At 45.3% G+C, this 12,006-nt stretch carries 9 protein-coding genes; 2 read left to right on the top strand and 7 right to left on the bottom strand.

Features of this window, described 5'->3' with window-relative positions:
- Positions 1-75 precede the first annotated feature (75 nt).
- Positions 76-1,071, top strand: a complete 996-nt coding sequence (locus FKN16_RS03355) for a porin (protein WP_170901991.1) — start codon at positions 76-78, stop codon at positions 1,069-1,071.
- Positions 1,072-1,285: 214 nt separating this feature from the next.
- On the opposite strand, the gene FKN16_RS03350 is transcribed toward FKN16_RS03355, so the two are convergent.
- The 4 genes from FKN16_RS03350 to speA all read right to left on the bottom strand — a co-directional run bounded on the left by FKN16_RS03350 (position 1,286) and on the right by speA (position 8,223).
- A complete protein-coding gene (locus FKN16_RS03350) occupies positions 1,286-3,451 on the bottom strand; it encodes a S9 family peptidase (RefSeq protein ID WP_145534206.1) in 2,166 nt (721 codons plus the stop codon).
- A 310-nt stretch (positions 3,452-3,761) separates the two neighbouring features.
- A complete protein-coding gene (emrD, locus tag FKN16_RS03345) occupies positions 3,762-4,967 on the bottom strand; it encodes a multidrug efflux MFS transporter EmrD (RefSeq protein WP_005393574.1) in 1,206 nt (401 codons plus the stop codon).
- A gap of 411 nt (positions 4,968-5,378) precedes the next feature.
- The gene (gene speB / locus FKN16_RS03340) at positions 5,379-6,299 is read right to left on the bottom strand and encodes an agmatinase (protein ID WP_170901990.1); all 921 of its coding nucleotides are present in this window, start codon (positions 6,297-6,299) and stop codon (positions 5,379-5,381) included.
- Between the two features lies 1 nt (position 6,300).
- Positions 6,301-8,223 carry an arginine decarboxylase gene (gene speA / locus FKN16_RS03335; protein ID WP_170901989.1) on the bottom strand — a complete coding sequence of 641 codons (1,923 nt, stop codon included), beginning with the start codon at positions 8,221-8,223 and terminating at the stop codon, positions 6,301-6,303.
- A gap of 311 nt (positions 8,224-8,534) precedes the next feature.
- On the opposite strand from speA, the gene FKN16_RS03330 reads away from it, so the two are divergent.
- On the top strand, positions 8,535-9,260 hold the full coding sequence (locus FKN16_RS03330; RefSeq protein ID WP_046873896.1) for an MBL fold metallo-hydrolase: 726 nt from the start codon (positions 8,535-8,537) through the stop codon (positions 9,258-9,260).
- A gap of 66 nt (positions 9,261-9,326) precedes the next feature.
- On the opposite strand, the gene FKN16_RS03325 is transcribed toward FKN16_RS03330, so the two are convergent.
- The 3 genes from FKN16_RS03325 to FKN16_RS03315 form a co-directional block, all read right to left on the bottom strand.
- A complete protein-coding gene (locus FKN16_RS03325; RefSeq protein ID WP_005393584.1) occupies positions 9,327-9,755 on the bottom strand; it encodes a RimK/LysX family protein in 429 nt (142 codons plus the stop codon).
- Between the two features lie 62 nt (positions 9,756-9,817).
- Positions 9,818-10,723, bottom strand: coding sequence for a 30S ribosomal protein S6--L-glutamate ligase (gene rimK, locus FKN16_RS03320; RefSeq protein ID WP_005393586.1), 906 nt, complete (start codon positions 10,721-10,723; stop codon positions 9,818-9,820).
- 299 nt (positions 10,724-11,022) lie between these two features.
- On the bottom strand, positions 11,023-11,931 hold the full coding sequence (locus FKN16_RS03315) for a LysR family transcriptional regulator (RefSeq protein WP_046873895.1): 909 nt from the start codon (positions 11,929-11,931) through the stop codon (positions 11,023-11,025).
- Between the last annotated feature and the right edge of the window lie 75 nt (positions 11,932-12,006).

Raw genomic sequence — 12,006 nt, 5'->3', positions numbered from 1 at the left:
TGTGTTCGTTGCGATTGATTCGGATTTAATCTGTCTCTAAGCGAACCGGTACAAACAACTATACGGATGTTAACAATGAAAATGAAAACTCTAGCCGTTGCAGTGGCGGCACTAGCATGTGGTTCACAGGCCTTCGCAGCAGAAGTTTATAACAGCGATGGTACATCTTTATCGATCGGCGGTCACGTTTCAGTTGGCGTGGGTGAGTACTACGAGGAAGATGTGAAAGTTCATCAAGTGTCTCCACGTATTAACGTCGCGGGTAAGAAAGACATTGGCAACGGTATCACTATCGACGCTAAAGGCGAATGGGCGCTTAACTACCTAAATGGTGGTGAACAGTCATTCAAAACTCGTCTAGGTTACATCGGTGCAACTCACGAGCAGTACGGTCGCCTTGTTGCAGGTACTCAATGGTCACCTTACTACGATGTCGCTGGTGTTGCGGATCTACCAATCGCGTTTGCGAACGACTTTTTGTACGACAACCACGGCAACCTAGGCTCAGCTCGTGCTGATAAAATGCTTAGCTACCGTAAAGGTTTTGAATTTGGTGAAGGCTTTGCTTTCAACCTAGGTCTAGGTTGGCAAGGTGAGCAAACTTCAGATGCAACAACATACGAGCAACGTGGTCAAGTTGCACTGAGCGGTTCTGTAGCTGGCTTTGGCCTAGGCTACGTATACAGCGGCGGTGATGTTAAAAACGCGACTCTAGGTACTAAGAACGCTGAATCACACCTATTCTCTGTAAACTACGGTCAGTACGGTTCAGGTCTATACGCAGCAGTAGTATACGGTATGAACGATTACTTCTACGAGATGCGTAAAGAGACTTCTCAAATTGAAGCTCTTTTGGCATACGGCGTGAACGATTGGACATTCAGCGTTAACTACGAAGGCGTAGAAGACGAAGAAGACAACAAGACAGTTTCAAGCGAAACTGCGCTACAAGCAGAGTACGCTATAACTCCTGCTTTCGTAACGTTTGCTGCTTACCAGTTTGACCTAGGTAACGATTACACTAGCGAAGAGAACGACTACTGGACTCTAGGTGCTCGTTACTACTTCTAATAAATAGGCCAGTTTCTACTGCCTAAACACATTTATTGTGTTAACGCCTACTCGTTGTGAGTAGGCGTTTTTCTTTCTGCTTTCCGTTGGCTATAAGAGACACTGGTAATGATGTCTTAGGTACCCCAACTCTCTGTTTAGAGAGCGCGTCTATAAAAAATGCCCGCAAGTTGCGGGCATTTTTGTTGTTAGAGATGCAGTTCTATTAATACGCTTATTTTTTATCGAGTAAATCGAGGAAGAACGCGTACTCTAACGCATCTTCTTTCAAGCGCTTAAATCGACCAGATGCGCCGCCGTGTCCGGCTTCCATATCGGTTTTGAACAACAAAACGTTATCGTCAGTCTTCATTTCACGAAGTTTGGCGACCCACTTCATTGGTTCAAAGTACTGTACTTGAGAGTCGTGCAAGCCAGTCGTTACCAACATGTTTGGGTAGTTTTGCGCCTTGATGTTGTCGTAAGGCGAGTAACTCAACATATAGTCATAGTATGTTTTGTTATTTGGGTTACCCCATTCATCATATTCATTGGTGGTCAATGGAATTGATTCATCGAGCATGGTGGTTACCACGTCCACAAACGGAACATGTGCACCGATACCGCGATACAATTCTGGTGCTTGGTTGATGACTGCCCCCATTAAGAGACCACCTGCAGAGCCACCAACAGCGAAGACTTTATCTTTCGCGCCGTAGCCTTGTTCAACCAAACCTTTAGTTACATCAATAAAGTCGTTGAATGTGTTTTGCTTGGTGAGTTTTTTACCATCCTCATACCAAGGACGGCCAAGCATTTCAGAACCGCGAATGTGAGCGATGGCGTAAACAAAGCCGCGGTCTAATAGACTCAAACGTGTCGAGCGGAAAGTTGGCTCAATGGTTGCACCATAAGATCCATAACCATATTGGTAGAGTGGATTCGTACCATCCTTCTTAAATAAGTCTTTACGATACACCAAAGAAACGGGTACTTCTTTACCGTCACGGGCTGTAATCATAATGCGTTCTGATTGGTAATTGTCAGGATTAAAATCACCAAGTACAGGTGTTTGCTTCATGATTTCTGACTCGCCCGTTTTTAGATCGAAATCGTAGTAGGTTCCTGGAGTGGTTAAACTGCTGTAATAAATACGAACTTTCTCGTTATCCAGCTCTAGGTTACCTGTCAAATAGGCTGCAAACGCATCGTCATTAAATGTGAGGGGGAATTCTTTTCCTGTTGAGAGCTGACGTACAGTGACGCTTGCTAGGCCGTTAGAGCGCTGCTCATAGACGAGGTGATCATCGAATAGCTCGAAGTCGACAAGTTGAGTGTTGTCGTCTGCGGCAATCACGTCTTGCCACTTAGAGCGATCGTGCATCTCTTCTTGCTTAACTTTCATCAAACGGAAGTTCACGGCTTGATAGTTGGTATAAATGTAATACCAATCGCCTAGCTTAGAAATGCTGTATTCAATGCCATTTTCACGAGGATAAAAAGGCTTCGCCTTTGCTTTAGGGTTGTTCGCATCGATGATGGAGACGCCGCTGGTTTCTGTACTGGAATGCCAGATATAAATATCTTCGCCATCTTTGCTTTTGCTTAGTGAGGTGTAATAGGCGCTGTCGGTTTCTTCAAAAATCAACTCATCACTGCTTTGTGGCGTGCCTAAAACATGACGATACACTTGGTAGCCCAGCAAGGTCTGTGGATCTTTTTTGATGTAGTAAAAGGCGTTGTTATCGTTCTGCCATGCAATCGCGCTTGAGGCGCCTTCGATTTCATCTTGTAGGTAATTGCCTGTTTTCAGGTCTTTGATCTTAAGAGTGTAAACGCGGCGGCTTAATGTATCTTCGCCATACGCTAGTAAGTTTTCATTCGGACTAACGTACAAGCCGCCAATACTGAAGAACTCATGTTCTTTTGCAAGTTCATTGACATCTAAAATGACTTGCTTGTCTTTGCCTGCAAAGTCTTTAGCTCGAAGGTGAACTTCGTATTCGTTATCTCCGGTCACTTCACTTGAGTAGAAGTAGTTGCCTTTACGCACAGGAACGGAGTTGTCGTCTTTTGCTATGCGACCTTTAATTTCTTCAAATAGCTCATTTTGAAGAGCTTCAGTGTGCTTGAGAACGGTTTCCGCATACTGATTTTCTTGCTCTAGGTGCTGCAAAATTTCCGGATCTTTACGTTCGTCGTCACGCATCCAGTAGTAGTTATCAACGCGAGTATCACCATGAATAGTCATCGCGTGAGGGACTTTTTTCGCAACCGGAGCTTGAGTTTGTTGAGCAACGATCTGTGATTGGGAGTATTGAGTCATGCTGGGAGTTCCTTGATTGCTGCATCCGGCGACAAGCGCGACCGAGACGGCCAACGTAGTTAAAGTGAAACGCATCTGTTTTTGTCCTTATTATACACCCAAGTGGCCTCATCCTGAGGGCTGGGCTTTCATTTCGTTAGTGGTTTTCAGTTGTCCATTCTTTGTTATGAGGTATGCCAAAAAGTGAGAATCCTCAATATTTCCGAGTTGGCTACTCAATTTGAAGGGAGCTGAAAACACATTGTGTAAGCAGCTGTTATTTTTAACAAATATCAATTCGAAAGTTAAATCATTCTCATCGGGAAATCGATATAGTGTGATATGAAAAAAGGGACACACTTGTTGAGTGTGTCCCTTTTGGATTTTGAACGTTAGTCGATAATGATCAGATGACTTGCGGCACTTCGTTTGAGTGGTTGTGCGCTCGATTTACCCACATGAGCCCAAGCATTGCAATTACCGACATTGCCATCATCAAAACACCTAGTGGCATCTGGTTATGCGCTGGAAATAGTGATGCAAGCAAGGTCGCAATACCTGCTCCCAAGTTTTGCATGCCACCCAATGTCGCGCCTGCTGTTCCTGCATGGTATGGGAATGGCGCAATTGCTCCGGTTGTTGCTGCTGGGAATAGGATACCCGCACCCAAAAAGTACACGGTTGCGCCACCAACCAGCGTTAACGCCGTGGTTAAACCAAACAAGCCAGGGATGAGCACAATAGCAGAGCCAACAAAAATCGATACCAAGCCCACATTTAAAGCACGACGCTCAGAGCGACGCTGCGCGATGTAGCTAGATAAGCCCGCACCCACCAAGTAACCCGGGATCGGCAAGATAAACAGCAAACTTACTGTGGTCGCTGGTAATGCCAATACACCACCTAGCAATACCCCAGCTGCTGCCTCGAACACACCTACGCCAGCAAACGTCGCAACTAGGCAGATCAAAAAGCCTTGGAAGCGGCGATCTGATAAAACGTGTTTGTAGCTTTTGGCTACTGGTTCGAACTTGCGTTTCTCTTTTGGTAGCGTCTCCATCATGCTGGTCATCATGGTAATCACCACTGCAATGCCAAACAGCGCTAAGAATAGGTAGCTAGAGCGCCAGCCAAACGCTTCGGTTAAGTATCCGCCAAGCACGGGGGCCAACAATGGTGAGAAAATCACACACATGCTGATTAAGCTATTTGCTCTGTGTAGCTCAGAACCTTCAAAACAGTCGCGAGTCAGAGTGCGTGACATCGCACCACCGCAGCCAATACCTAAACCTTGGATGAAACTACCAATCAAGAACCATTCAAATTGGTGTGCAAAGAGCGCCACCAATGTACCTACGATGTAGATAAGTAGGCCTGCTATGATGATTGGCTTGCGACCTAAGCGGTCCGATAACGTACCGTACACGAATTGCGATAAGCCATATGGAATTAGGTAACAAGCCATCACCGCTTGAAGTGATGACGCAGACACCAAAAACTCACCCGCCATATGACCGATTGAAGGCACGTACATTGTTTGGGTCATTTGACCCACGGCAGTCAATATTGCGATTAAAAAGGTAAGTTTCGCTAATGGAAACGAAGCAGACATTTGCGTATCTCTCCAAAAAATTTAAGACGTAAAAACCCTTAGCGCTCTAATGCAGAGTGCCAACAGACTTTTGGTGTTACGGGGCTATTTGCGCGAGATATTAGTCTTTGCGTGTACAATTAGCAATCGAAAAGTGTGAAGTTGAGCAAGATAAAAATCTATAATATGCATTAGAAAAACTAATCTTAATTTGCATTCGGAAATAGGCTGCTTTTCTTTGTTGAATTACGTTAAATCTCTTATTTGTTGTGAATGTAAACCTACTTATAGGTCATTGGTTTTTATGGTTAAAATCGAGGGGAGAAGAATTGTTTTGGTTAGCCAGAGCAAGACATGGTTCGAACGAAGAAAAGACTGGAGAAGGCACCATGAACAAAAAGGGAGCCGAAGCTCCCTTAGAAATGATTATGTTTATTCGCGGCCAGATGCGTATGCGTAAAGCATTTCTAGCGCGATGGTTGCTCCCGCTAATGCGGTAACATCACTGTGGTCGTACGGAGGCGATACTTCTACAACATCCATACCCACAATATTCATACCGGCTAAGCCACGAATGATCTTCAGTGCTTTGTCTGAGTTCAAGCCACCACAAACGGGTGTACCTGTTCCTGGTGCGAAGGCTGGATCCAAGCAGTCGATGTCAAAAGTAACATACACTGGCTTATCTGCGACGGTACGACGAATCTCTTCTAAGATCTCGTTCACCGACATGTCATTCGCTTGCATCGCATTAATCACATTAAAGCCGTGATCCTGCTGTTTGTATTCAGTACGAATACCGATTTGTACGGAGTTCTTCGCAGAGATCAAACCTTCTTTCGGCGCATGGTAGAACATTGTACCGTGGTCGTATGAACTGCCATTTGCGTAGGTATCCGTATGAGCATCAAAGTGAATCAGAGCCATTTGACCATGATGCTTCGCGTAGGCACGCAGGATAGGCAGTGTGATGAAGTGGTCACCGCCCAATCCCAACATGGTTTTACCGCTTTTTAGAATTTCACTGGTTGCCGCCTCTAGACGGTAAGTGAAATCTTCCGCATCACCGCAATCGAACACGAGGTCACCCGCGTCGATCACTTTCAGCTTATCCAATACGTTGAAGCCCCACGGGAACTTCTTACCTTCCCATGCCAAGTTGACTGAGGCACGGCGAATCGCATCTGGCCCCATGCGTGCGCCTGGACGACCAGATGTAGCCATGTCCAGAGGAACCCCTAGCACCACAACGTCTGCGTCTGCCGATACCGGATTACGAATGTACGGTAGACGTAAAAACGACATAGAGTTGGAGTAAAGCGAATAATCGGTTTTAGTAAACAAATCATTCATATCAGAAGTCCTCTAAATAGGTGTATCCCGCTAGACCTTGTTCTAGTTCTGCTAGGATTTGTGCTTGTTCATTGGCTTCAACTCTTTGGGAAACCAATTGTTTGTAATTGTCACGAATCGCATCCACGTCGATATGAACGTAGCGCATCATGTCTTCTACACTATCACCTTCATTGATGTAACTGATCTCAAATTGACCGTGTTCATCAACATTGACTACTGCACTGTGGGTGTCACCAAATAGGTTGTGCATGTCACCAAGGATTTCTTGGTATGCGCCTACTAGGAAAAAGCCCATTAGGTATGGTTTGTCTTTGCTCCAAGCTGGTACAGGTAGCGTACTCTCGATGCCTTGACCATCAACGTAGTGATCGATCGCGCCATCAGAATCACAGGTGATGTCCAACATTACCGCACGACGCTCTTCCGCATCGCCAAGACCAGAAAGTGGCAGAACAGGGAACACCTGATCAATACCCCAAGCATCTGGTAGAGATTGGAAGAGAGAGAAGTTCACGAAGAACTTATCTGCAAGACGTTCGCTCAACTCGTCCAGAATCGGACGGTGGAAGCGATTTTTAGTGCTCATCTTGCGGCTTAGTTCGAAGTAAATGCGCAGTGATAGTTGTTCTGCCCACGCACGTTGCTCCAAGTTAAGCACGCCAGTTGCGAATTGAGAGTGTACCTCTGCCAAATCACTTTGGGTATCGTTGTAGATCTCAATTAACGCGCGAGCGTCGGTACCATCTTGTAAGTTCTCCCAGTTTCGCCACATGTTTTGTAGCAATAGTGGAGCATCTGCGCCAAGTTCATGCACTTCTTCCGGTTGGTATGTTTCTGTACCAATTACGTTAGAAATCAACACAGCGTGGTGTGCTGTTAGTGAACGACCGGATTCAGAAATGATCACTGGCATCGGTTGTTCGTATTGCTGACACACGTCGCCCACTGTGTTGACGATATTACGTGCGTACTCTGCAAGGCCGTAGTTCATCGAGTTCGATGATTGGCTGCGTGTGCCGTCGTAGTCGATTGCCAAACCGCCGCCCACATCGAAGTATTCGATGTTTGCACCCAGTGCGCGCAGTTCGCAGTAGAAACGTGCAGACTCATTCACACCATTACGTACGTCACGGATGTTTGCCATCTGTGAGCCAAGGTGGAAGTGAACCAGTTGCATCGCATCTAGGCTGCCTTCGCGTTTCAGACGTTCAATAACGCTAAGCACTTGCGATGCAGACAAACCAAATTTCGATTTTTCACCGCCACTTGCTTGCCATTTCCCCGCACCTTGAGAGGCGAGGCGAATGCGCAAACCAAGGCGCGGTTTTACGCCCAAGCTTTTCGCTTCTTCTAGCACCAGATCCAGCTCAGAAAGCTTCTCTAGTACGATGAATACCTTGTGGCCCAGCTTTTCACCGATCAGTGCAAGACGCACATACTCACGGTCTTTGTAGCCGTTACACACGATCACGGAGCTGCCTTGTTGAGCCAATGCAAGTACTGCCAACAATTCTGGCTTGCTACCCGCTTCAAGACCAAGCTGTTTGGTTTCTAGTTGAGCTTGGCTCGCTAGAATTTCATCCACCACTTCACGTTGTTGGTTTACTTTAATTGGGTACACCAACAGGTATTTGTTTGGATATTGGTATTCTTCAATTGCTTGGTTGAAAGCGTGGCAAATTCCATGCACACGTTGGTGCACGATTTGCGGGAAGCGCACTAATACAGGCAGATTTAACTGCTTCGCTTCTAGCTCATTTACAATGGCACTGAAAGGGATTTGATGTGCACGATCACTACGAGGTGATACGTAAACCTCGCCTTGGTCATCAATACCGTAGAAACCTTGGCTCCAGTAGTGAACGTTGTAGTCCGCGCGGATGCGGTCTAATTTAGTTGCTTTTTCCAACTCGATTCTCACAAAAATGTACTTAAGTCCTTAATTAATTAGAAGGAAAAGTACAAAAAAGCAAATCATGAGGCATTAACCTCATACCCTGACACGAACTCCGTGTGCGCGCATTAACGGATAAAAGTGCCGCTGAGTCTAATGATTAAAATCTATCATCTCGATTATGATTTCTTGTCGTGCGCTGATGTGAACATTTGTTTACCAGAGCGTCCATTCAGCTGTTATAGTTGGTCTGACCAGCAAGGAAGCGGTCATGAAAAATCTCACTCAAATAAGGACATATTTTGCAGCTGCACAGAATTCAGGGATACATTCAGACCATGTATCTCGCCGAATATCCCGATAAATTAATGTTGCTTGATGGTGCAAGTCGAGCAGATATTCCTCACCTTAAAGATTTTATTGAACATCAACTCCATCGTCCTTTTTCTGACCTAAAGTTGGTCGTTGTAACTCACATGCATCCAGACCACGCTGGTGGCGCGCACAAACTGCGTGATTTAACTGGATGTAAGCTATTGGCCGCAAAGCGAGAGAGCCAATGGTATAGCGGTGTAGATGGTTGGCTAATGCATTTGACCGATTTGATGTTAGCGCGCTGGATGGCGAACCGGATGCGTAAACCAAAGCAAAACCTGTGGTATTCGCGCAAGTTAAAGCCCGATATCGAACTTATCGATGGTGAGTGTATTCCGGGGTTTGATGATTGGCAGGTGCTAGAAACGCAGGGACATACCGATAGAGATTTGTCGGTTTATCATTCTGAACAAGATGTATTGTATGTGGCGGATTTGATGGTGCAGGTTAAGAAACACCTGATTGCGCCGTTTCCCATATTTCATCCAAACCAATATCGCCAATCATTAAAGCGTGTGTTTGAGATGAATCCGCAATGTTTGCTTTTGGCGCATGGGGGAGAGGTGACTTTTGATGAGAAAGCGTATCAGCACATTCTGCATACTGCGCCGACTAAGCCGATGACCCATTGGCGTGTTACAAAGGTCAAAGCGAAGGGCTTGTTGTTTGCGCTATTTAGCAGGAAGTAGACGAAGATAAAGCCAGACGAGTGATGCTCAACAAAGATGCTCGATCACTCATCTGAAGCTACGGGGTTAAGATGCCAATAAATGAGATTGGCTAGGGTCTACCAGCACTTTGTCTGCCATGCCCTGACGACCTAACAGCATCATGTAAGTCATTTTTTCACGGTTGGTCAACGTAATGTCGATTGGCCATTGTTTGTCACCCATGCGCAGCATGGTGGTGATAACGCAGCGATGCTCAAAGGTACCGTTTGAAGATTTAACTTTACGGTTTGCCTTTAGCTTCGCTGTGCAGCGAACCACTTGTTCTAAATGATAAACATCCGGGTGCAGATCGAATGCAACGTAAGACTGACCATCTTTTTCAAAGCAATCAATGTTATCTACATGCAATGAAGATGTTTGTGCGCCCGTATCAATTCGCGCTTCAAGGTGAGTAATCCCTAACTCAGGTAAGCAAATAGCTTCGGCGTTCCCAATGATCATTTTCTGATTCATAGTGTCATCCTAGCGATGAGTAATACGAGAGCCTACTGAGCAGGCTCTCACTCAAACAATTATCAACCTTTACCACGAGTACGGTTTGCGTGTGGTTTTGCGTTTTTCTCGATAAAGTCGAAAATCATACCAGCAACGTCTTTTTCTGTAGCGAGCTCGATACCTTCAAGACCTGGTGAAGAATTCACTTCCATTACCACTGGGCCGTTTTTAGATTGAAGGATATCTACACCGCATAGGTTTAACCCCATGACTTTTGCCGCGTTAATCGCAGTAGCGCGTTCTTCTTTGCTTAGTCGCACTAACTGTGCAGAGCCGCCGCGATGTAAGTTAGAGCGGAACTCTCCTTCTTTCGCTTGGCGCTTCATCGCTGCAATCACTTTATTACCGACAACAAAGCAACGTATGTCTGCGCCTTTAGCTTCTTCGATGAACTCTTGCACCATGATGTTTGCTTTCAACCCCATGAATGCTTCGATCACGCTTTCTGCTGCTTTGTTGGTTTCAGCAAGCACAACACCGATGCCTTGAGTTCCTTCTAGTAATTTAATCACTAGAGGTGCGCCACCAACATTTTTGATCACGTCCTGAATGTTATCAGGGTGGTGAGCAAAGCCAGTGCGCGGCAAGCCGATGCCTTTACGCGATAACAGTTGCAACGAGCGTAACTTGTCACGAGAACGGCTGATCGCGACCGATTCGTTGACACAAAATGTGCCCATCATTTCAAACTGACGTACAACCGCGGTACCGTAGAATGTGATGGATGCACCGATGCGAGGAATCACAGCGTCGTATTGTGGCAATTCTTCACCCTTATAGCGGATCTTAGGGTTGTTGCTCGTAATGTCCATATAACAGTGCAGAGTATCGATGACGTCTACTTGATGTCCACGCTCTTCACCTGCCTGTTTTAGGCGCATGGTTGAATATAAATTCTCATTACGAGAGAGAATAGCAATACGCATGGCAATTCCTTAGTAAGTCAGTACCAAATTAAAAATATAAGTATAGAGTATAGAATGCAGCAGGTATGTGATATTTAGGTGATATTACCTACTGACTTCAACGATTTAGATGTGTGGTTGGACAACCACTTCGTTAGAGGTGCGCACCTTAGGTTTTTTTCTCGCGAGAAGAAAACGAAAAAAACTCGTCGTTACGACAAAAATAATTTGTTGAATCATCGGGCATTCTCAGCGTCGTAAGCCGGAAGTTGTCTGTGGACTTTTTTAAGCAAACGGATTACGACGATTAAAACGCTAGGCTATTCTGTAGTTTGTTTTGAGTTTGTGATGACGTCCAATAACACATCTTTAATTGTTTGATAGCGCAGTGGCAGAACACGACTTCGTTTGCGAACTAAAAATAACTCTTCACACACGGTGTTTTTCAGTTGTGCGATGTGCAAGGTATCTTTTTGTGGGAAGTTGTCGACAGCACTTTGAGGCAGCACGGTGAAGCCGAGTCCTTTACTCACAGGTAGTAAAATTTGGCTTAATTGATTCACGTAGCCGGATAATGGTAAATCGCTCATCTTAATTTCTTGGAGCTCTTGTTCCGCGCATTGGTCAAAAAATAGCGTCATGTAGTGCTTGGCATCAGGATGGGCAATGACACCACAGTCGTGCAAGAGTTGTGGTGTTATCTGCCTTTCGCGGTATTGATTAGGTAGGACTAAGCACAACTGCTCCTTACCAATTCTTTCACTGTGAAATAAACCTTTGTGAGGAACATCAGTTACGATTCCAATATCAATGCTTCCTTCCGTTATTGCATTGAGAATCGAGTGATTGGGTGCGGCTTCTAAATGCAGCGATAAGCCTGGGTGCTGTTTTTGCTTTTCTAAAAGAGGGCCATACAGCATCAATGCCATTGCGCCAGAACAGGCCAGTTTACAGTGACCTGAAAATGCATCATCAAAACTGAGTTCTTCGAGCAACGCTTTCTCTCTTTCTTCTAACTCCAGCGCGTAGGCGTAAACAATCCGACCTTGCTCTGTTAATTCGAAGCTTTTGTTTTCACGTTTGATCAGCGCATGCTGACAACTTTGCTCTAACTTTTTGATGTGTTGGCTGACACCAGGTTGGGTCATAAAAAGTTTTTCTGCCGTTTGTGTGAAATGACCGACTTCAATCAATGTCTTAAATGTATGTAACCAAACAGGATTAAGCATAATGTGAGATTTGCTGTGAGCTTGCTGAAAGACGTAGAGAAAATGATAGCACGGCACGAAATAAATCGACGCAAG

The sequence above is a fragment of the Vibrio sp. 11-4(1) genome (assembly GCF_013048625.1).
Taxonomy (GTDB): Bacteria; Pseudomonadota; Gammaproteobacteria; order Enterobacterales; family Vibrionaceae; genus Vibrio; species Vibrio diabolicus.
Note: the sequence above shows the minus strand (reverse complement) of the source record. Positions and strands in the feature narration are given on the sequence as shown.